Source organism: Bradyrhizobium sp. SZCCHNGR1005 (assembly GCF_032489995.1).
In the GTDB taxonomy this organism is placed as follows: Bacteria; Pseudomonadota; Alphaproteobacteria; order Rhizobiales; family Xanthobacteraceae; genus Bradyrhizobium.
The window spans coordinates 279770-301153 of record NZ_JAUEZC010000007.1 but is presented as its reverse complement, the minus strand read 5'-3'; the positions used below and the strand labels follow the sequence as shown (position 1 = coordinate 301153).

Annotated in this window: 21 protein-coding genes; 5 read left to right on the top strand and 16 right to left on the bottom strand. The window is 63.7% G+C overall.

Translation table 11 applies throughout. The annotated features are described in order from the left end of the window. Positions 1 to 172 precede the first annotated feature (172 nt). Positions 173 to 637, bottom strand: coding sequence for a DUF1772 domain-containing protein (locus QXZ85_RS27070; protein WP_316175202.1), 465 nt, complete (start codon positions 635 to 637; stop codon positions 173 to 175). Positions 638 to 742: 105 nt separating this feature from the next. After that, positions 743 to 931, bottom strand: coding sequence for a hypothetical protein (locus QXZ85_RS33865; RefSeq protein WP_410052720.1), 189 nt, complete (start codon positions 929 to 931; stop codon positions 743 to 745). 1293 nt (positions 932 to 2224) lie between these two features. Here QXZ85_RS33865 and flhA point away from each other — a divergent pair. Together flhA and QXZ85_RS27060 are read left to right on the top strand one after the other, a co-directional pair. Beyond that, entirely contained in the window at positions 2225 to 4357 is a 2133-nt protein-coding gene (flhA, locus tag QXZ85_RS27065) for a flagellar biosynthesis protein FlhA (protein WP_316175201.1), read from the top strand. A 396-nt stretch (positions 4358 to 4753) separates the two neighbouring features. Then, the gene (locus tag QXZ85_RS27060; RefSeq protein ID WP_315701237.1) at positions 4754 to 4951 is read left to right on the top strand and encodes a hypothetical protein; all 198 of its coding nucleotides are present in this window, start codon (positions 4754 to 4756) and stop codon (positions 4949 to 4951) included. Between the two features lie 126 nt (positions 4952 to 5077). Here QXZ85_RS27060 and QXZ85_RS27055 read toward each other — a convergent pair whose 3' ends face one another. From QXZ85_RS27055 to fliI, 4 genes are all read right to left on the bottom strand, one after another. Next, on the bottom strand, positions 5078 to 6052 hold the full coding sequence (locus QXZ85_RS27055) for an anti-sigma factor domain-containing protein (RefSeq protein ID WP_315767184.1): 975 nt from the start codon (positions 6050 to 6052) through the stop codon (positions 5078 to 5080). A 39-nt stretch (positions 6053 to 6091) separates the two neighbouring features. Further along, positions 6092 to 6637 carry a sigma-70 family RNA polymerase sigma factor gene (locus QXZ85_RS27050; RefSeq protein WP_316175198.1) on the bottom strand — a complete coding sequence of 182 codons (546 nt, stop codon included), beginning with the start codon at positions 6635 to 6637 and terminating at the stop codon, positions 6092 to 6094. 132 nt (positions 6638 to 6769) lie between these two features. Next, on the bottom strand, positions 6770 to 7189 hold the full coding sequence (gene fliJ, locus QXZ85_RS27045) for a flagellar export protein FliJ (RefSeq protein WP_315701240.1): 420 nt from the start codon (positions 7187 to 7189) through the stop codon (positions 6770 to 6772). A 109-nt stretch (positions 7190 to 7298) separates the two neighbouring features. Then, a complete protein-coding gene (gene fliI, locus QXZ85_RS27040; RefSeq protein ID WP_315701241.1) occupies positions 7299 to 8621 on the bottom strand; it encodes a flagellar protein export ATPase FliI in 1323 nt (440 codons plus the stop codon). Between the two features lie 252 nt (positions 8622 to 8873). On the opposite strand from fliI, the gene QXZ85_RS27035 reads away from it, so the two are divergent. Further along, entirely contained in the window at positions 8874 to 9011 is a 138-nt protein-coding gene (locus QXZ85_RS27035; protein ID WP_315701242.1) for a hypothetical protein, read from the top strand. Then, positions 8992 to 9693 (top strand): response regulator transcription factor CtrA, encoded by a 702-nt coding sequence (gene ctrA, locus QXZ85_RS27030; protein WP_012046382.1) that lies wholly within the window; start codon positions 8992 to 8994, stop codon positions 9691 to 9693. The genes QXZ85_RS27035 and ctrA overlap by 20 nt, the downstream gene beginning before the upstream one ends. A 554-nt stretch (positions 9694 to 10247) precedes the next feature. On the opposite strand, the gene QXZ85_RS27025 is transcribed toward ctrA, so the two are convergent. From QXZ85_RS27025 to QXZ85_RS26985, 9 genes are all read right to left on the bottom strand, one after another. Further along, on the bottom strand, positions 10248 to 10631 hold the full coding sequence (locus tag QXZ85_RS27025) for a hypothetical protein (protein WP_315763740.1): 384 nt from the start codon (positions 10629 to 10631) through the stop codon (positions 10248 to 10250). 98 nt (positions 10632 to 10729) lie between these two features. Further along, positions 10730 to 11047: an addiction module antidote protein gene (locus QXZ85_RS27020; RefSeq protein WP_315728699.1), complete on the bottom strand. Its 318-nt coding sequence runs from the start codon at positions 11045 to 11047 to the stop codon at positions 10730 to 10732. A gap of 2 nt (positions 11048 to 11049) precedes the next feature. Then, positions 11050 to 11277 (bottom strand): type II toxin-antitoxin system RelE/ParE family toxin, encoded by a 228-nt coding sequence (locus QXZ85_RS27015; protein ID WP_315744863.1) that lies wholly within the window; start codon positions 11275 to 11277, stop codon positions 11050 to 11052. Positions 11278 to 11665: 388 nt separating this feature from the next. After that, on the bottom strand, positions 11666 to 13882 hold the full coding sequence (locus tag QXZ85_RS27010) for a phospholipase D-like domain-containing protein (RefSeq protein WP_316175196.1): 2217 nt from the start codon (positions 13880 to 13882) through the stop codon (positions 11666 to 11668). Positions 13883 to 14086: 204 nt separating this feature from the next. Continuing rightward, positions 14087 to 15490: a dihydropyrimidinase gene (gene hydA / locus QXZ85_RS27005; RefSeq protein ID WP_315728705.1), complete on the bottom strand. Its 1404-nt coding sequence runs from the start codon at positions 15488 to 15490 to the stop codon at positions 14087 to 14089. Positions 15491 to 15512: 22 nt separating this feature from the next. Then, positions 15513 to 16244 (bottom strand): aspartate/glutamate racemase family protein, encoded by a 732-nt coding sequence (locus QXZ85_RS27000; RefSeq protein WP_315728707.1) that lies wholly within the window; start codon positions 16242 to 16244, stop codon positions 15513 to 15515. Next, on the bottom strand, positions 16241 to 17026 hold the full coding sequence (locus QXZ85_RS26995; RefSeq protein ID WP_315728709.1) for an ABC transporter ATP-binding protein: 786 nt from the start codon (positions 17024 to 17026) through the stop codon (positions 16241 to 16243). Before QXZ85_RS26995 ends, QXZ85_RS27000 begins: the two co-directional genes overlap by 4 nt. A 1-nt stretch (position 17027) precedes the next feature. Further along, a complete protein-coding gene (locus QXZ85_RS26990) occupies positions 17028 to 17837 on the bottom strand; it encodes an ABC transporter permease (protein ID WP_315728711.1) in 810 nt (269 codons plus the stop codon). Position 17838: 1 nt separating this feature from the next. Continuing rightward, the gene (locus tag QXZ85_RS26985; RefSeq protein WP_315728928.1) at positions 17839 to 18789 is read right to left on the bottom strand and encodes an ABC transporter substrate-binding protein; all 951 of its coding nucleotides are present in this window, start codon (positions 18787 to 18789) and stop codon (positions 17839 to 17841) included. 258 nt (positions 18790 to 19047) lie between these two features. Between QXZ85_RS26985 and QXZ85_RS26980 the strand changes: the two genes are divergently transcribed. Continuing rightward, positions 19048 to 19788, top strand: a complete 741-nt coding sequence (locus QXZ85_RS26980; protein ID WP_315728713.1) for a GntR family transcriptional regulator — start codon at positions 19048 to 19050, stop codon at positions 19786 to 19788. Positions 19789 to 19798: 10 nt separating this feature from the next. Here QXZ85_RS26980 and QXZ85_RS26975 read toward each other — a convergent pair whose 3' ends face one another. Next, positions 19799 to 21382, bottom strand: a complete 1584-nt coding sequence (locus tag QXZ85_RS26975; RefSeq protein ID WP_315747760.1) for a S53 family peptidase — start codon at positions 21380 to 21382, stop codon at positions 19799 to 19801. Between the last annotated feature and the right edge of the window lie 2 nt (positions 21383 to 21384).

Here is a 21384-nt window from a genome sequence, read left to right as displayed (position 1 = left end):
AGGTCATCCTCGGAATGCCTGTCACTGAAATTATCGTGTCTCACTTCAGGGGTGCAGTCCAGCACTGTCACCGAAATTCTGTCACCGAAATTCGTATCGCTGCTGCTCACGCGGGCTACGCTGGCTCGCGATCCGTGGTGTTCCGGTCCTCGGCCCATTCGCCAACCGCGTTTCACGCGGCGAGAAAGAAAAGCACGGCGGCCACCAGAGATGCGACAAGGCGCACCGCGTTCGAGCGGTGGAATCGGCTAATCTGCTTGCGGGTATCCGACGGCGTTTCGTCTAGGGTCCAGCCATCCACAGCCTTGTAGATCGGCAGGTTGAAGAATGCTGTCCAGAAGAAAAAGCCAACGAGGAAAATGCTGCCGCCAACATAAGCGTATCCGACCTGTGCGTCTGCGGGTTTCGTCACGAAAGCCATGACAAGCGCGGCCATAACCGGCGTGATCGACATCGTCGACAGGATCCGGTTGGACGCTGCGGATCTTAGGAAATGCTTGAAACTGGCGGCTGCGTCGGCGTCCGCCTGTTCGCGCCACATCTTCCGCATGACGGTCGACAGGGCCAACATCAGTCCAGCAAGCATCAGGGCGCAAAGTAGCGCCAGGAAGTCAAACAACTCGTATGTGTTCAGCATTCTCACGAATCCATTTCCTCTCAGGTGCGTAGCCCGGATGAGCGACGCGACATCCGGGAATTTCACCTCGGGTATCGCTGGCGCTCACGCGGGCTACTTGGCTCGTTACTTGGCTCGCTGTTTGTCGGTCTTCATCGTCCTCGCGTGACGGGCCCGCTGGCGTTTGAACACGTCTGCCGCCGGAACGCTGGGGCGCGGGTCCTTGACTGAGGCCTGCACCTTGGCACGGAGGTCGTCATCGAGCGCGGGGGGCTCCGAGCTCGGCGCGAGGATGATGGGCTTGCTGGATCGCATGTGGTGTCTTTCCTTCGCTCACCATGCTTGTAGCATAAGACAGTGTCATACAGGTCAGCCCGGTCTGAAGACGCGGATGGCCGCGACGAGCGCGGCCATGACGGCCGAGAGGATGTTGCGCATTAGGCGTAAGAAGCGCGCCCGGCGGGCAAATCGGCTACGCGATTTGGTGAAGGAGATGCCCGACGCGCGTGTCGGACAAGCAAAAATCACCTGCGCCGAAAGGCCGATTTCACTTGCGCGTTCAGGCTGATTTGCCCTGTCCAGTCCACCGCTCGAAAATATTTCGATTTCTATTTTTCAGAAATCATGATTTCCTACGTCCATCCCGCTTCCATCGGAGGGACGTATCGCGATCGTCACGGCACGTGGGAAGCGGGAGGCGATGGGCGCATTGGATCGCAGCGTAGTTGATCTACGCCGACGAACGGCCCGATGCGCACGGCGAAATCGTGTGGTCCTGGCATCCCGGTGCTGATGCCAAGTTGGCGACGATGCTGACGACGGGGGCAATCAAGCCGGTCCCCGGGGAGACCACGTATAAGCCGTCAAACCATTCGCGCAGGGAAGGCCGGGATGATCCGGCTCGTACCTGTGGTGACTGCCGCCTGCTTTTTTTATGCAGGCGGGCCATGGGTGCGGACGGCACCCGGCCTTCCCCGCGCCCTCCACGAATTTCGAGGGCGGATGTGACGCACAACTCGGGCGCAGAGGCGCGGCGAGAAGGCGGAGGTTCGCCCATGGAAAGGCTGATCGATGCAAACTTGCTCTTGGTATCCTGTTGCTCTTGGTATCCTGCCTCGCCTGCCGCTCCGTATCCTGTCCGGTGCGACCCACGAACGACCCAATCGTTCACACTTCGGAAGTTGGGTTCGAGCTCTCACCACAGCGGCAGTGCGCCCGCTCACGCCGCTTCTCCGGACTCCCCGCTCGCGGAGAGTCCCCCTCACCCGCATCGCATCTTTCGATGCGATGCGACCTCTCCCCACAAGCGGGGCGAGGTGAAAACGAGCCCGCGGCGCCAACCATGGACGCCGCGGACAGGGCCAGGACCGTGAATCCGTTCGGCCCTTGGGCCCGCAACCGTCGTTAGCCGCCATTAACCGAATGCTAACCATACACCGGGCAAAAATTGCCGGGTTGAAGTGAGTGCGTCGCAGTCGGGTGCGGATGACGGGGGAGGCCCTTTCCGTGGACGCCAGTGCGGTCGCTCAGTCGCGAACCGGCGGCCCTTTGGCCGCCGCGCAATCGGTTGGGGCCAGGAAACGCGGCCCGCGGGGAGAGGCGAAAGCCATGGTCGACGTCACGGCAGGACAGGGAGCCGGGCTGCCCGCCGGCGGATTCAAGCTCGGCGACATCGTCGATGTCTTAAAGCGCGGCGACATCGCGCTCGCGCTCGGCATCCTCACCATCCTGGTGGTGCTGATCCTGCCGCTGCCCTCGATCGTGCTCGACCTGTTCCTGGCGATCTCGATCACGCTGTCGATGCTGATCCTGATGACCGCGCTGTTCATCCAGGCGCCGCTGGAATTCTCCTCCTTCCCGGCCGTGCTCCTGATCTCGACCATGCTGCGGCTGTCGCTGAACCTGGCGTCGACCCGGCTGATCCTGTCCCACGGCCATGAAGGCACCGACGCCGCCGGCCACGTCATCGAGGCCTTCGGCTCGTTCGTGATGGGCGGCAATTTCGTCATCGGCCTCATCGTGTTCGCGATCCTGGTCACGGTGAACTTCGTCGTCATCACCAAGGGTTCGGGCCGCATCGCCGAAGTCGCCGCACGCTTCCACCTGGATTCGATGCCCGGCAAGCAGATGGCGATCGACGCCGACCTCTCTGCCGGCCTGATCGACGAGAAGGTCGCCAAGGAACGGCGCAAGGCGCTGGAGGACGAAAGCGGCTTCTTCGGCGCCATGGACGGCGCCTCCAAATTCGTTCGCGGCGACGCGATCGCGGGCCTGCTCGTCGTCTTCATCAACGTGCTCGGCGGCATCATCATCGGCGTCGCGCAACAGGGCCTCTCCTTCAGCGAAGCCGCCCGCACCTACACCACCCTGACCGTCGGCGACGGCCTCGTCACGCAGGTGCCGGCGCTGATCGTCTCCACCGCCGCGGGCCTTTTGGTCTCGAAGGCCGGCCTCAGCGGCGCCGCCGACAAGGCGCTGATCAAGCAGTTCTCCGGCTATCCGCAGGCGCTCGGCATGTCGGCCGCGGTGATGCTGGTGCTGGCGGCGCTGCCGGGCATCCCCACGCTGCCCTTCCTCGCGCTCGGCTCGGGCGCGGCCGCGCTCGCCTGGAAGGCGCGCAAGCAGAAGCACGTCGTCGCCGCCGCGGAAGCTGCCGCCGCTGCCGCGACCCCTGCTGCGGCCGCTGCCGCAGCCGCCGCCGCGGAGGAGCCGATCTCCGCCGCGCTGAAGATCGACGATCTCAAGATCGAGCTCGGCTATGCGCTGCTGCCGCTGGTCAACGGTCCCGATGGCACCGACCGCCTCACCGACCAGATCAAGGCGCTGCGGCGCTCGCTGGCGATCGAGATGGGCTTCGTGATGCCTTCGGTGCGCATCCTCGACAACGTCCAGCTCGAGGCCAACACCTACATCATCAAGATCAAGGAAGTGGACGCCGGCACCGGCAAGATCTGGCCGAGCCAGTTCATGGTCATGGATCCCGGCGGCAGCCAGGTCGCGGTGCCCGGCATCCACACCACCGAGCCGACCTTCGGCCTGCCCGCCACCTGGGTCGACGCCAACCTGAAGGAAGAGGCTTCGCTGAAGGGCTACACCGTGGTCGATGCGGCGACCGTGCTCTCGACCCACCTGACCGAGCTGCTCAAGGCCAACATGAGCGACTTGCTCTCCTACGGCGAGGTGCAGAAGCTGCTGAAGGAGCTGCCGAAGGAACAGGGCGAGCTGATCAAGGACGTCGTGCCGAGCCAGATCACGATCTCCGGGATCCAGCGCGTGCTGCAGCTTCTTTTGGCCGAGCGGATCTCGATCCGCGATCTCTCGACCATTCTCGAAGGCATCGCCGATGCGCTGGCGTTCTCGCGCAATCCCGCAACCATCGTCGAGCATGTGCGCGCGCGCCTGGCCCGCCAGATCTGCGCGCAGAACACCTCGCCGATGGGCTATCTGCCGCTGATCGCGCTGTCGGCGCGGTGGGAGCAGGCGTTCGCGGAATCGCTGATCGGCCAGGGCGAGGAACGGAGCCTCGCGATGCAGCCCTCGAAGCTCTCGGAATTCATGACCGCGACGCGCGATGCCTTCGAACGCGCCGCGCGCGAAGGCGAGGCGCCGGTGATGGTCACATCGGCGGCGATCCGGCCCTTCGTCCGCTCCCTGGTGGAACGCTTCCGCTCCCAGACTACGGTGTTGTCGCAGGCCGAGATTCACCCGCGGGCACGCCTCAAGACGGTCGGCAGTATTTAGCGTTGTAGTTGAGAAAAATCATGCGATACTATCAACGGTCGGCGCAAATTGCCGGCCGTTGCTGTTTTTGGTAGCATTTTCCGGGAGTGTCTTTTCGCCACAGGCAATCGAATTCTTAATTTTCCTTCACCAAGGCGATTTTTGGTCAGAGATGGTCAAATTCTATTTATATAATTGTTTTTACTAAACAATTTTACGATACAGATCGCCACAATCGCGGCAGATCACGAGTTATCACGCCATTGTGATTGTGACTTGGGAACGGATTTGCGATTTCCTACGTTTCTGGAGCGCGAGACGATGAACCGCGATCGCGCTGCAGACGACGAATAAACGACGAATCACACGCAGGCGAACGGCAGAGGCAGAGCGAACGGAAGGCGGCAGGAGACCTCGATGAACCACTCGATCTACAGCGCAGATCGGACGACCCACCTGAAGATCGTGGTGGTGGCGCTCGTGGCTGGCATCGTGGTGGCCGGTTTCGGCATCTCCGCCCGCAGCAGTTCGGACAACTACGCGCAGACCGCGCGCGTCATCAAGGCCGGCAAGCCGGTGGTCGTGACGAGCTCGGAGGCGCTGCTGGTTCGCTAAGGAGTTTTAGGAATTCACGCGGTGCTACAGCCCCCCAGTGGCCGCGTGGATATGTAGTAGACCCAACCCCAAGTCCACTACCGAAAACGCCCGCTCCCCACGGGCGTTTTCTTTTTGCGGCGGCAATCAGCGCGCCGGCGGCGGCACGGTCTCGATCAGCTTGCCGGAAAACACGATCGGACCGGTGGCCACCCCGGTCGGCGACCCGCCTTCCGGCTCGAGGGTTACGGCATAGGTGGCGCGGTTGACCGTATCGGGATCATAGGCGCTAAGCGCCGGCCTGGTCGTAAAATCGTTGCCGCCGATCACGCCGAGCGAACGCGGCCGCTGCAGCTTGTCGGAGACCAGCCACAGCTCGTAGCTCTTGCCGGGCTCGGGCGCGGCGCCGACCCGGCGCACGGTGAAGTTCTTGCTGCCGGCATCGACCGTCAGAATAAAGGCCGGCGACGATCCGTCCTTTTGCAACAGCGCGACATATTGCGCCGAGAGCGGCATCCGCCGCTTCGTCCGCAAACCGTCCGGCAGCAGATCCGGCCGATAGACCTGGACCGCGATCATCGCGAGCAGCACGGCCGCCACCGCGGTCATCGCATTGGCAACCACGCGCCATTGCCTGACCTTGGAGGCCAGCCGGACCACATCGGCGTTGTCGTTGAGTGCCTGCGCGGCCGGCACGGCGGTGGTGTCATCCGCGCCGGGCGCTTGATCGGCAGGCGCCTCGCCCATCGCAGTCGCAGCTTCCGGCGAAGCGGACGGCGGTTCGTGTTGAACCGACGAAGCCGAAGGCGCCGTCGCATCCTGCAATGCCTGATCCTGCGAAGAAACGTCCTGCGGGGACATTTGCGGCGGGACAACGGCTGGCTCTGCCTGCGCCTGCGATGCGGCAATCGCGCCCTTGATGCGATCCCATACCACCGGACGCGGCTCGACCAGGCCGACCATCTGGTTGAGAACGCTCAAGCGAAATTCCCAGGCCGCCACCAGCGCCGCATAGCCCTCGTCGGCGGCGATCAGGGTCTCGACCTGCGCCCGCTCGTCACGATCAAGCGTGCCAAGCGCGTATTCCGCGGCGAGCGCGATATCATCTTCGCTATAGGCCATCGCACGTCCAGATCATCGGCCCACGCCGCCTCGCTGAGATCAAAGTCCGAGGCACGCGCGGATATCCATCATGCTCCGACGGAGCCAGGTCTTCACCGTATTCACCGGCGCCCTGAACTTTGCCGCCAACTGCTCGCGACTCCAACCGTTGTAATAGGCGAGCAGCACGAGCCTCTGACGGTCGGGTTCGAGCTGGCCGATGCACTCCAACAGCCGCTTGAGCTCCTCCGACATTTCGCGCCGCGCCAACGGATCCGGCGTTTCCGCCGCCACCTCCATCGCATCCGGCTCCTCTTCGAGCGACAGTTCGCCGCGTTTGCGAACCAGATCGATGGCGCGATTGCGCGCGATCGCAGCCATCCAGGTGATCGGCGAAGAAATCGCGGGGTTGAATTGCGCAGCGCTATGCCAGATCTTGACGAAAGTCTCCTGAACGACCTCCTCTGCGAGATCCTGCCTGCGCAAGATACGGAGCACGACGCCATAGAGTTTCGCCCTGGTCGCCGTGTACAGGCGCTCAAAGGCCGCCTCGTCCCTCCTGGCGACCGCGGCAATCAGCCAGGCCAGCTCTGCCGGCGTCAGCATTCAGCTTTCCCCGAAATCGCACTGCTCCATCGGCTCCTCCAACCTTTCCCGGACTGTAAACGCCATCACGGCGATAAAAAAGCCCGGGCGCGGCGCCCGGGCTCCAGCCTGCGGCTAATCAGGCAGGACCGGTCAGGCGATCACGCCGAGACGGGCGCGCATCAATCCGATGCTGTCGAGATCGGCCTGCTCGCGGGCGCTTTCCTCGGCCCGTTCGCGGGCCTGATCGCGCTCGTCGAGCAGCTCCACCTTCTTCAATTCCTCGAATGCCTCCGACAGCGCGGCTTTGGCCTCCTCCAGCTGGCCGCGCAACTCGTCGGCCGACCGGGTCAGGTTCTCGCGCCGCTGGATCGCAGCCTTGGCGTAGGTCGGGTAGGCAAAATGCGAGGGGTCGTTGATCCCCGCCCGCTCCTGCTCGCTCATGATCTCGCGATCGAGCTCGGCCGACATGCGCTGGAAGTCAGCGATCATGCCCTCGATCTGCATCACTCTGCGGCGTTTCTCGTCGACCTGAAATTTCTTCAGGCGGATCAGCGTGTCGCGCGACTTCATCGACTCATACTCCCCAGAAGTCCCGGATCGGACGCGGGACTGCGCCGGCCGCCCGTCGCGGGCCGGCCGACTTGGCTCATCAAGTGGCGAACATGATTACCCGACAAAGTTAGCTTTCCGTTTCCAAGCGCCCGAGGATTTGTTCCAGCTGGCGGTAACCCGCGCCGAGACTGCAGACTTCGTCCTTGCGCTGGCGCAGGAAGGCCTCCAGCGGCTCATGCAAACGAATGGCTTCATCGACTTCGGGGCTGGAACCGGCCCGATAGGCGCCGAGCCGGATCAACTCCTCCATGTCGGCATAAGTTGCCATGACCTGGCGCGCCCGCATGATGGTGGGAAGAAAGACCGGATCGGCCGATTTCGGCATCGTGCGCGACACCGATTTGAGGATGTTGATCGCCGGATAGCGTCCGCGTTCGGCGATCGAGCGCTGCATCACCACATGGCCGTCGAGAATGCCGCGCACGGCGTCCGCCACCGGCTCATTATGGTCGTCGCCGTCGACCAGCACGGTGAAGATGCCGGTGATGGAGCCGTCGCCCGTCCCCGGCCCGGCCCGCTCCAGAAGCTTCGGCAATTCGGTGAACACGGTCGGCGTGTAGCCCTTGGCGGTCGGCGGCTCGCCGGCGGAGAGCCCGATCTCGCGCTGCGCCATCGCAAAACGCGTCACCGAATCCATCAGGCACAGGACGTCCTTGCCCTCGTCGCGAAAATATTCGGCGGTCGCGAGCGTCAGATAGGCCGCCTGCCGCCGCATCAACGCCGGCTCGTCCGAGGTCGCGACCACGACCACCGACCGCGCCAGGCCCTCTTCGCCGAGATCGTCCTGCAAGAATTCCTGCACCTCGCGGCCGCGCTCGCCGATCAGGCCGATGATCGAGATGTCGGCATCGACGTTGCGCGCCAGCATCGACAGCAGCACCGACTTGCCGACGCCGGAACCTGCGAAGATGCCGAGGCGCTGGCCGCGGCAGCAGGTCAGAAACGTATTGAGCGCGCGCACACCGAGATCGAGCGGAGCGCCGACGCGCTTGCGCGAATGCGCCGGCGGCGGCGTGTTGCGATAAGGCACCGGCGAGGCGCCGAGCGGCAGCGGTCCCTTGCCGTCGATCGGCTCCCCCATCGCGTTGATGACGCGTCCGAGCCAGGCGGGCGACGGCCGCACCTGATTGGCCGCATTGGCGATAACCGCGCGGCAGCCGCGCCGCACGCCTTCAAGACCGGCGAACGGCATCACCACCGCGTTCTTGCCGGAGAAGCCGATCACTTCGGCCGGGATGAAATTTTGGCCGGTCTCGATCACGATCCGCGCGCCGACCGACATCGCATGAATGGGACCGGCGATCTCGACCATCAATCCTTTGACGCCGACCACGCGCCCATAGATATTGACGCCGTCGATGTCGTTGATTTGCTCGGCCAGCGCCTTCATTGCGGAAACCTTAAGTATGGGCAGTTTCGTCCGCCCCGCTTAACTTCGTGTTTACCCGCATCATTAATCATTGCGTCACTGTCTTGGGTGACTGAGAGGGCCCGACCTGCTGGTCGAAAAAACAGCGGGTCGCAGGAGTCGGTTAGGCCCGTCTCTTAACATGGAGCTTGAACGAGGACGGCTAAGAAAACCTGCTTCGTCGCAATATCTTAGGGCGATTCGACAAAAATTGCACGGATGGAGCTTGCGGAGGTGAATCAGATTTTGTTAACCATCTCTCGTCAGGATCCGAATCAGTTGTTCAAAGGCGTTTTGAGTGCCGCAAGTGCGGCCGACCTGACGCCCGGAGCGGCGACTATGGGGAACTGGCATGCGCGTTTTGCTGATTGAGGATGACAGCGCCGTCGCGCAGTCTATCGAATTGATGCTCAAGTCCGAGAGCTTCAACGTCTACACGACTGACCTTGGCGAAGAAGGCGTCGATCTCGGCAAGCTTTACGATTACGACATTATTCTGCTCGACCTCAATCTGCCCGACATGTCCGGTTACGACGTGCTCAAGCAGCTGCGGGTCTCCAAGATCAAGACGCCGATCCTGATCCTGTCCGGTCTTGCCGGCATCGAGGACAAGGTCAAGGGTCTCGGCTTCGGCGCCGACGACTACATGACCAAGCCGTTCCACAAGGACGAGCTGATCGCCCGCATTCATGCGATCGTGCGCCGCTCCAAGGGTCACGCCCAATCGGTCATCCAGACCGGCGACCTCGTCGTCAATCTCGACACCAAGACGGTGGAAGTCGGCGGCCAGCGCGTGCATCTGACCGGCAAGGAATATCAGATGCTGGAGCTGCTCTCGCTGCGCAAGGGCACGACGCTGACCAAGGAAATGTTCCTGAACCATCTCTATGGCGGCATGGACGAGCCGGAACTGAAGATCATCGACGTCTTCATCTGCAAGCTGCGCAAGAAACTCGCCAACGCCTCCGAAGGCCGCAACTTCATCGAGACCGTCTGGGGCCGCGGCTATGTGCTGCGCGAGCCGCACGACATGGACGAGCGTATCCCGGCCTGATCTCACTGCAATTCCCGGGGCTGGCTGCGAGCACTTCTCGCGCGGATCCCGAACCTCAACCCCGCCGCGAATGGCGGGGTTTTTGTTTGTGGGGGATAGAAGACACCAGCACGAGTTCTTGCTCCGCGGACAGCGCGCTCCCCTCCCCCTTGCGGCACGAACCCGGCTCACGAGACAAAACATCTCCGTCCTCGCCCCTCACGACAACCAAAGCCGGCGTCCAGGAGCGACAGCGATGGACATCATCACGCTGTCAGCCGCGCTGCTCATCAGCTCGCCCACCCAAGCTCATCCATCCATGCCTTCGCGATCTCGCGGCGCATCTCGCCCGAGCTTTTCAGGAATCTCGTCGCCCTCTTGTTAGTTGAGGGCGCAGGGAAGGCCGGGCGCTGGCCGCGCCCGTGGCCCGCCTGCATCAAAGAAAGCAGGCGGCAGTCACCACAGGTCTGGCCAGGAACGCCCGGCCTTCCCCGCGCGATGGCTTGACGGCTTACTCCGCGCTCTCCCCAGGGACCGGCTCTCTTGCCCCTGTCGTCCGCAACGTGCCAAACGCATCATCGCGAGCTTAGCGCCAGCACCGGGGCGCCAGGACCACGCAGCTTGACCGTGCGCACCGGATCGTTCGTCCGCATGAAGATCACGCTGCGACCCGACACGCCCACCGCATCCCGCACCCGACGTCCGTGACGATCGCGAAGCGCCCCCTCGTTCGGGCGGGATGAGGCATCAAACCACAATTTCTGAAAAAACGAAACATAAATATTTTCGCGTGAAGGACTGGACGGGCCGAGTCGCGTTGAAAGTGCTGCGAAAATCTGGTGTTCGGCGCGGGTGATTTGTCGCGCAGTCGTCAAGCGAGAGACCATTCCAGCTTGTTGAACACATTGCCGCCGCGCCACCCGCAAGGCAAAAGCGGAACTGACAACGAGAGGTAACATACCGCTGTGCAGGCACAAACCATTGTGCACACGTCGCTTTGCCACTCCAAAAAATGACGTGCCACCGCATGGCGGGCGCACAGCAGAACGATCTGAGATCAAGCCACGGCTTTCTTCTTCGGCTTGGGTCGCGCCGGTTCTGCTGTCAGACGGATTCCCATGGCCCGGATCACACGCAGGACGGTTGCGAACTCAGGATTTCCGTTCTCCCCGAGCGTCTTGTAAAGGCCCTCCCTGGTCACGCCAGCCTGCTTGGCGACCGCGCTCATACCTTGCGCTCGCGCGACGAGATTAAGGGCGTCACGAACTTCGGCGGGATCGCCATCGGCAAGAACGATATTTAGATATTCCGCGCGGGCCTCGGGAGTGCGAAGGTGCTCGGCGGCATCGAACTTCTTTAGTTTGCTGACTTTCATCCTCAATCCTCCAATGCCTCCGCGATTTCCTTAGCTTTCCGAATGTCCTTGCTTTGAGTCCCTTTATCGCCGCCGCAGAGCAGGATGACCACGGCTTTGCCGCGCCGGGTGAAATAGACCCGGTATCCGGGGCCGTAGTCGATGCGAAGCTCGCTCACCGCATCTCCGACCGACTTGGCATCGCCGAAGTTTCCAGCAGCAACCCGGGCGATCCGGCGAACGATCTGCAAACGGGCGCGCTGATCGCTTAGGGTCGCAAGCCACTTGGTGAAACCAGGTGTTTCGCGAACATCGAGCCTACATCAATTGTAATCTATAGATTACATCTGTGTAATAGCAAGCCGTAAGGTGGGCAAAGGCGGGTCCGGGATGTTTCCGCGTTCAAGGTCGCCGATGCGCCATGCCACCGTTACGACCTATAAATCGGCCGTGGGCACGCTTCGCTTTGCCCACCCTACGGACTGTCCAATTCACGATGTCTTTTAGGAAGGAAAGACGTGGATGGCCGGGTCAAGCCCAGCCATGACGAGTAACAAATAACTGTCGCGTAGTTGCAGCGGCCTGCCGGCGGCTAGATCCGATCGGCCCGCAGATCGCGGCATGATCCTCGGCTGCTTCTCAACGAGATTTCCGCGCCGCGCTCTTGCTCCTGGATCGTTTACCGGCCTTCGCCGCTGACTTACTTGCGGGCCGCTTGGCGGACTGCTTTGCGGTCTTCGCTTTCGCCTTCTTGGCTCCGGCCTTGCTCGCCTTTGCAGTCTTTGAGGCCTTCTTGGCGACCTTCTTCTTCGTCGTCTTCTTTCGGCCGGCGGAGGCCTTGGCTGCGGCGGCGGCTTTCTTCGAGGCTTTCTTTGCCGGCTTCCTGGACGTTTTCGCCTTGGCGGGGCCGGCTTTGGCCGTCGGCTTCGCAGGTGTCGTCTTGGCCGGCTGCGACGGCTTGGCGGAGCCCTTCGGTGCTGACGTCTTCGCCGGCTTCTTCGGCGCAGGCCCTGACGGCGTCGGAGCCGCAGCGCCGCCGCTGTCGCTCGTGCCGCCGACGCGCTCGGCCGCCGACAGCCAGAAGCGCAGTTCGGGTGACTTCTCCTCGGCCCCCATGATGTAGCGGTCCTGCCAGCTGTCGTTACCCTGCAGCGGCTTGCCGAAGATCTCCGGGTGCTGCTTCAGCAGCCAACGCCAGGCGTAGTGATCGTAGAGATCGAGCACATGGCAGGCGTAGGCCTCCGCGAGGCCACGATGGCCGCGGATGATCAGCATGTTCTCGTCGTTGTTGTAGGAGGCGCGGAAGCCGAGATTGTGCGAGCCGGTTACGACCACGCAATCGTCGCTGAAGGGATCGATCACCACGATCTTGTTGTGAATGATGGCAAAGCCGTATTTGGCGAGCTCACCTTCCCATTTGCCGAACGCGTCCGTTGGACTGACGGCTTCGGCGGGCACCGCGCGAAAATCGATGTCGCCCTTGGCCCCCTGCTGCTTCGGAGTGCCGCGCTCGCCGACCACCTTGACGGCCGGCGCCTGATCGCCTCCATCAGCCGGCCGCTCGGTGTGACCGCCCGAATGCAGCGCCGCGGAGAAATTCGTCGCCCGTTGCGGGCTGGTCAGCGCGCCGCGCACGAACAGGTCGGGCTTCTCCTTGAGCAGCCTGCCGGCGGCATCCAGGATCGAGTTGTTGCCGGGATCGAACGCCAGGAACAGCACGGCGTGCTTGGCCCCGTTCATCAGCTCGAACACCCGCCCCATGTCGTTCGGCGTCTTCGGGTTCTTGCCGAGCTTGCCGGACGTGTTGGGCGAGAACATCGGCTCGATGGTGACGCCGTTGTCGAGCGCGATCGGGCTGTCGATCGATTGATCGTTGTTGGCGTGCGCGAAGTCGCGCAGCGTCTTCGACTGCAGCTTCTTGTGATCGCCATCCGAGGCATCGACATCGGCCTTCAGCGCGTTCCAATAGTCGAGATAGCGCTGCGCCAGCGCTCCGGAGTCCACGATCAGGGCGTTGTTGGTCTGCGTGCACAGGCCGGTCGAGGTCCAGTTGGTCGAGCCCGACAGCACCGCGGTCGGCTCGCCGCTCTGCGTCAGCACCATGAACTTGTTGTGCGGGATGTCGCCCTTGCCGAGGATGCGGTCGATCACCGCGACGCCGGCCTGCTTCAGGGCCGCGCGGTTGTCAGCGTCGGCATCCTCGGTGTCCTGCCCCTGCTCGTTGCCGAGGATCACGATCCGGCTCTTCGGATTGGCCTGCAGCTGCTTCTCCAACCCGTTCGGGTCGTTGAGCTCATAGAGCGCAGCATGGATCTGGCCACCTTCATCATCCGCCCGCTTCAGCAGCGAGGTGAGGCCCTCCTGCAGCTGTCCCATCAAATGGATGCGGATCGGATCGTTGGGATCGAGAATATGCGGAGCCAGCGCGTTGATGCTGGGGTGATCCTTCAGCTCGTGACTGAGCGCCTGGGTCGCCGTGAGGCCGCGATTGAAATAGGCGTGGAACGGCGGCCGGCTGGGCGTGAGCGTCACCTTGTTGCTGAGCAGCGGCGCGACGCCGGCCAGCGTGCTCAACGTCTGCCCGGGCGTGCCGCCCATCGGCACGATCCGGTATTGATAGGTGCCGCCGCGTTTCGCATAGAGATCCTTCCACCAGAATTTCTGAATCGGAGCCTGTTCGGTGGTGAGCTTATCGGCGGTCTGTCCCGCAAAGCGGGCGAGCGCCGGCAGCGCGGTCTCCGTGTTGGCGTCGACATCGATCTGATAGACGGCAAAGCCGAGGCAGCCATCGAGCCGGCGATCGAAAGTCCAGGCGACGACGGCAATGTCATTGTTTGAAAATGCAAGGGCGGGCATCGAAGCAATCCTTTCCTTGAAAGAATATACCCCGAAGTTGTAACAGCCATTCGACGCACCCGGAACCGGATTCGGATGGCGCCGCGATACCGCCGGAGGTTGATGCACCGCGGCAGAGCGGGATGTTGCGGAGCGCCAGATGGGATTCGAGGCCGCGCCGCGAAGACGGTCAGCTCCCCTCCCCCTTGTGGGGAGGGGGCTGACCTATGCCACACCACCCGGCTTGCCGCGCGTGAGGTAGCGGCCCTCGCCTTTGGCGCCAACCAGCTGACCGTCGCGCACCACGAATTTCCCGCGCTGCAGGGTCGCGACCGGCCAGCCGGTGATCTCGATGCCTTCATAGGGCGTGTAGTCGGAGCCGTGATGCAGGCCGGCTTGGCTGATCTTCGCCGTCTTGTTCGGATCCCACAGCGCGATGTCGGCATCATAGCCGATCGCGATCGAGCCTTTGTTTTTCAGGCCGTAGGTCTTGGCGTGGTTGGTCGCCGTCAACGCGACGAACTGGTTCAGCGTGATGCGGCCCTTGCCGACCCCTTCCGAAAACAGGATCGGCAGCCGGGTCTCGACGCCGGGGATGCCGTTCGGCACCCAGCGGAAGCTGGTGCGTCCCTTCGGCGTCAGCTTGCCGGCCTCGTCGTCATAGCGGAACGGGCAATGATCGCTGGAAAACAGCGCGAACACACCCTGCTGCAGCCCTTCCCAGCAGGCCTGCTGGCTTTCCTTGTCGCGCGGCGGCGGCGAGCAGACATATTTGGCGCCTTCCATGTTGAGGCCCTGCATGTCCTCCTCGGTCAGCACCAGATATTGCGGGCAGGTCTCGCCAAAAATCTTCAGGCCGCGCATCTGCGCCCGCCTGATCTCCTCCATCGCCTCGCGATTGGAGACGTGCACGATCACGATCGGAACATCGATCAGCTCGGCCAGCGAGATCGCGCGATGGGTCGCCTCGCGCTCGACCGCGATCGGCCGCGACTTGCCGTGGAAGTAAGGCGCGATCTTGCCGGCGCGCTCGAGCTTCTCGGTGAGGAAGCGGATCGCATCGTAATTCTCGGCATGGATCTGCACCAGCGCGCCCGTCTCGCGCGCGACATCGAGCACGCCGAGAATCTCGAAATCGCTCAGCGCCAAATCCTGGTAGGTCATGAAGATCTTGAGCGAGGTGTAGCCGTCGGCGACCAGCGCCGGCAGCTCCTGCCCCAGGACGGCCTCGCTCGGATCCGAGACGATCAGATGGAAGGAGTGGTCGAGGTAGCAACTCGCATCGGCGAGTGCATGATAGTCCTTCAGCGCCTCGCGCAGCGGCTGGCCCTTGGCCTGCAGACAATAAGGCATCACGAAGGTGTTGCCGCCGAAGGCGGCGGCGCGCGTCGCGCTCTCGAAATCGTCCGCCATCACGATGCCCGGACCGGACGGCTGCGAGATGTGCACGTGGCTGTCGATGCCGCCCGGCAGCACCAACAGGCCCGAGGCATCGACGATCTCGGCGGCGTCCGTGATCGCCTCGCCGATCGCGGCGATGCGACCGTCCTTGATGGCGACATCGGCCTGATAGATATCGCTGGCCGTGACCACGGTGCCGTGGCGGATCACAGTGTCGAACGCGGTCATGTTCGCGCCTCCCTACGCGGCTTCAGCCGAGCTTGTGAAACAACGAGCCCCATTCGCTCACGCGCCGGGGATCGACACCGGTCATTTTCAGGCACTTCCACACCACGGTCGCGATGGTGTCGTAGATCGGAATCCCCAGCTCCAGCTCGAGCCGTGCGACCAGCGGCGCCGCCTTCAGGTTGGTGCAGATGATCGCGATCGCCTCGGGCTTGTGGGCCGCGACTTCGCGTAGCATGGTCTCGATCTGCGCCGGCGTCACTTCGGAGAAGGAAAAGTTGTCCTGCAGTCCGAGATGCCGTTCCGCCTGGCAGGTGATGCCGAGCGTCTCGTAATTGGCAATGATCTTGGCCTGCACGTCATCGCGATAGGGCGTGACATAGCCGAGCCTGGTCACCTTGGTCTGTTCGAGGATCTCGTTCAGCGCCAGCATCGAGGTGGTAGCGGGAATGCCGGTCGCCGCCGAGATCTGCTCGCACAGCTTCACGTCGGCCTCGAAGCCGAGCCAGCCCGAGGAGGTGCCGTTCCAGCCGATCACATCGACCTTGGCGTGGGCCAGAAGCTCGGCCGCGCGCAGGATGTTGCTGTTGTCGAACTGGGCCAGCGCCTGTTCCGACAGCGCGATTTCCGTCACCTTGAAACGCGAGAAATGCGCGGACACCTCGGGCAGCCCAGAGACCATCGCCGAGGTGATCGGCTCCAGCGCCGTGTTCGAGGACGGCGTCAGCATGCCCAGGAGAATACGTTTGCTATTCATTGATTGACCACTTCCAAGGGGGACGGCGTCCGCTCACCACGCAGGAGCTCGAGGATATGCCGTTTCATCGCGTTGAATTGGGGGCTGGTGATGTCGCGCGGCCGGGCTAAGTCGATCGGGATGATCTCCCGGATGCGGCCGGGCCGCGCGCTCATGACGGCGACATGGGTGCCGAGCGTCAGCGCCTCGTCGATGCCGTGGGTGACGAAGACGATCGTGCCCTGATGCTGCTGCCAAATGCGCACCAGCTCGTTCTGCATGTCCATCCGGGTCTGCTCGTCGAGCGCGCCGAATGGCTCGTCCATCAGGATCACCTGCGGATTCATCAAGAGCGCACGCGCGATGCCGACGCGCTGGTTCATGCCGCCGGAGAGCTCGGACGGATAATGGTTCTCGAAGCCGGTGAGGCCCACCATGTCGATATAGGTCTGTGCCCTGGCGCGGCGCTCGCCCTTCTGGCTGCCGCTGAGCAAGAGATGAAAGGCGACGTTCTCCCACACCGGCAGCCACGGCATCAGGTTGGCCTGCTGGAACACGACGCCACGATCGGCGCCGGGCGCCGTCACCGGCTGGCCGTCGATGCAGATGCTGCCGCTGCTCGGCTGCTCGAAACCCGCTATCATGTTGAGCAGCGTGGACTTGCCACAGCCGCTCGGCCCCAGCAGGCAGAGGAACTGATTGCGGGCGACCGAGATGTTGATGTCGTCGAGCGCGGTGACGTTCGAGCTGCGCTTGGCGTCCCGGAAGATCTTGGAGACGTGGGAAATATCGATTGTCGCCATGTCACTCTCCGCCGCGCAAGGTGGTGTTGCGCTGCCAATGCAGCACGCGCGCCATGATCATGCGGATGCCGAGATCGCTGAGGAAGCCGAGCAGCCCGATGCTCGCCATCGCCGCCAGCACGAGGTCGTAGCGCAGGAAGTAATAGGAATCCCACAGCACATAGCCGAGGCCGCTCTTCACCGCGACCATTTCGGCGGTGACCGTCAGCATCCAGGCCGAGCCGATGCCGATGCGCAAGCCGGCGAAGATGCTGGGCAGCGCCGCCGGCACCACGATGTAGCGCAAGAGTTTGCGCTCGCTGCCGCCGACCATCGCGCCGGCGCGGATCAGATTGCGGTCGCAACTCTTCACGCCGTGGATGGTGTTGAGCAGGATCGGGAAGAACGCTCCGAGGAACACCAGGAAGATCGCGGGCTTGTTGGCGATGCCGAACCAGATGATGGCGAGCGGAATCCACGACACCGGCGGGATCGGCCGCAGCATCTGCAGCGTCGGCTCGATCACGATCTCGGTCGCGCGCGACCAGCCGATGGCGACGCCAAACGCGACACCGAGCGCGGTGGCGATGGCAAAGCCCGCGGCGACGCGCGACAGGCTCGCGGCCATGTCGAAGAACCAATGCGCGCTGTAGGTCTGGGTGTTGCCGTCGGTGCCGAACACCCAATCCGCCCAAGCCAGGAGCACGGTCGAGGGCGCCGGCAGCAATGCCGCCGGCAGCGCGCCGGAGCGCGAGAACGCCTCCCATCCCGCAAGAATGAGAACGGGAACGAGGTAGCGATCAAGCTTCCTGATGTGAGCAAGTGCGCTCATCTCAATAGCCGAGCTCGGATTTCGGCTTGCCGGTCGCCGCTTCCAGGAAGCGATAATCCATGTTCTTCTCGACCGCGGCCGACACGTCCGAATTGATGTATTTGAGATCGCGCATCATGGTGGCGATGGCCACGGCAGATGCCCGGTACATCTTCGGATCGGGATCGAGATTCTCGATCGCACCGGTCGCGATCGTCTTGTCGAGACCGGTGATCTTCGAGATCACTTCGACCAGCGCCGGCTTGTCGGCCGCGATATGCTCGTCGACCTTGACCACCGCGCGCACCGTCTCTTCCAGCGCCTTCGGCTTGGCGGCAATGACATCGGAGCGGGTGACGATCAGGTTGGTCAGCTTGCCGGCGGCCTGATCATAGGGGAAGCCGAAGAACTTCGCGGCCTTGGCCTGCATGATCTGGGTGGCGAACGGCTCGACCGTGCAGATCAGCTCGACCTCGCCACGGCGCAACGCCTGCAGATGGTCGGACGGGTTCGGGATGTTGACGAACTGCACGTCCTTGTTGATGTCGATGCCCTGCTTGGCGAAGGCGCCGCGCATGTGGATGTCCTGCGCATTGCCGCGCGAGGCGGCGACGCGGAACGGCTTGCCATCGGCCTTGTACTTCGCGATCAGCTTCTTCAGCGCGCCCCAATCGTTCTGCGGGACGTCGAGATCGTTGGAAAGCAGCAGCGCCGAACCGCCATTGACCTGGCCGGAAATGGCGACCACGTCGAAGCCCTTATCCAGCGCGATCGCGTAATGCAGATAGGTCACCTGCGCGACATCGATGTTCTTGGAGACCAGCGCGGTCAGCGCATCGGTGCCGGTGTTGAAGCTGACCGCGTCGATCTCGACGCCTTTCGCGAATTGCGGCGTCAGCGACATCGGCGTGCAATGCGCGCATTTGGCATAGCCCAGTTTGATCTTGGCCTCGTCCTGGGCGAAGCCCTGCATGGGCCAGGCCAGCACCAGGGCGGTCAGAAAGGCGAGCAGACATCGTGTCACTTCGATCTCCATGGTCGACGCAAATGGGTCAGCAGACGAGCAACAAAGTGGTTAGCAAGCGACGTGCCATCTGGATGCGGTATGCAATTTCATTTTTTTGACGTATAATCAATAGCTAGACCGTAAGTTTATGGAGCAATAAATGCCCGATCCTTGGGCGCAGCGCCTGCTTTCCAGGCACATCATTCGCGGAGCGGCGTCGCCAGCATGAGCACATCCGCCTCCCGGACGCGGCTGAAGACGCGCTTCAAGCCGGCCCGGCTCAAACTGTCGTCCGACCATTCGAAACGCCCGCTGGAGCGCATGTCGCTGCACGATCAGCTCGTCGCCAAGGTGCGCGAGATGATCGTCGACGGCGAGCTCGCCGCCGGCGCGCCGCTGCCCGAGCGCATGCTGTGCGAGACCTTCGGCGTCTCGCGCACGCCGCTGCGCGAAGCGTTCAAGATTCTCGCGGCCGAGGGCCTGATCGAATTGCGGCCGCATCGCACCCCCGTGGTGACGCCGATCGATCGGACCGAGATCGCCCAGATCTTCGACGTGATGGTCGCGCTCGACCGCGCCGCCGGCTTCCAGACCGCAAGTCGCGCATCAGCTGACGACATCGCCGGGCTGGAGGCGATGCATGCCGAGCTCGTGGCGCTGCATCGGGCCGCGCAACGCGCCGCCTATTTCCGGCTGAACCAGCAGATCCACACCGAGATCACGAGGCTCGCCGGCAACGACGTGTTGTTCAACATGTGGAGCGCGCTGCAGCGAAACGTATTCCGCGCCCGTGCGGTGGCCAATTACGACGCAAGGCGCTGGAGCGAGTCGGTCACGGAGCATGAAGCCTTCATGGCACTTCTGTGCGCCCGCGACGCGGATGGGTTTGCGGATGCGCTGAGCCAGCATACGCGCAAGACCGGCGATTCCGTGCTGCAGATGCTTGACCAAGCCGCAGCCTCGTAATGCAACCTGCCTATACGGTGGGAAGCGAGCCCAGCACCGCGAGGATGTCGGCGCCCTTCGGCACACCGAGCCCGGTGCAGGCGCTCCAGCCGGGGCCGGCATCATAGCCGCGGCCGTCGACGCGATTGTCGCCCTTGGTGATGAGGCGGCACAGCGCCGAATTGGAATAGAGCGCGGAATTGACGAAGCCGACCGGCGTCTCGCGCCCCGCATTCGCCATGGCGAGCAGGGCGGCCCATAGCGGTGTCGCTGCACTGGTGCCATCCTTCACCACCTCCTGCCCGTTGAGCACGATGCGGTAGCCGGGTCGATCGGCGGCGGCGCAGGCAACGTCGGGCACGCCACGGCGCACCGCGCCATCATTGAGCGAGACCGGCAGCGCCAGCCCCGACTGATAGGCAGGAATCGGAAAGACGTCGCTGATGCCGCCGCCGGTGCCGATCGGCGCCTGGTTCCAGACCGCTTCCGTGACGACCGCGCTCCCCGCCTCGTTCAGGGTCGGCGCCGTGCCGCCGCAGCCGAGCGCATAGGGGCTGGAGGCCGGAAACCAGACATGCAGCCTGCCATCCGTGAGGCCGCCGGTCGCCAGCAGATCACCGGCCGCGAATGTGACGCTGACGCGCAGCCTGATCGCATCCGCGAGCACCGCCTGCATCGCGTCGCGGCTGGTATCCGTCCAGCTCCGCTCGCTGTTGCCCCAGCTCACCGAGACCACCTGCGGGCGGTTGACGTCGTCGAACACCGCACGATGAACCGCGCGCGTCAGGCTGTCCGTCGAATTGTTGGCGAAATACACGACGATGCGGGCCTTCGGCAGCAGGCTGGCCGCGACCTGAAGATCGAGCGCAATCTCCTGCTCTGCCAGGCTGAAGCCGTCGACGAACTGATTGCCGTCGCCCTCCACCGTGACATCGATGACATCAGGCACGGATCGGCCCATCGCGGCCATCGCCGTCGCGAGGTCGGACGCGAGATAGCCGCCGCCGAGCGCGACGATACCGACACAGACCGAGGATACGTCGCGATCGGTCGGGATGCCGTAGAGCGAGGCGATCTCGCTGGGCCAAAGACCCACGCCGGTGCCGTCACCGGCCTGCGGCTGCAGCCGATGGGCCGGCGCCGCCAGCGGCCGCTGATCGAAGCCGAGAACGGCGCGCGTCCACGGCGCGATCTCGGACGGCAGCATCAGTTGACCGACCCGCGCGCGGAATTGATGCCGGCCATCGTCGTAGCACCGCAAGGTGGCGCCGAACATGTCCGCCATCTGCCGCGCCGTGCCTTCGATCACGACGGTGCGCTGGGGGAGGTCGATGTCACCGACCTTGAGCCCCGAGGCCCGCGCGAGCTTCTCGATCCGCGCGGCCGCCCGCGCATGGGTACGACGGCGCTGCGCGGCCAGCGCGCGGCGCGTGAGCGGCTTGCCGGCGAGGCGGGCGAGATCGCCGGCACTGCCCGGCGCGAACATGTCGGGCGTGCGGCGCTTGACGTGAACGACGACGCTGAGCGGCTCGTCCGGATCGACGTCGCCGATCAAGGTCGCACCCTCAGGCGGGATGCGAAGACTGCCGGAGAGCGCGACCTTGTGCCCGGTCATGC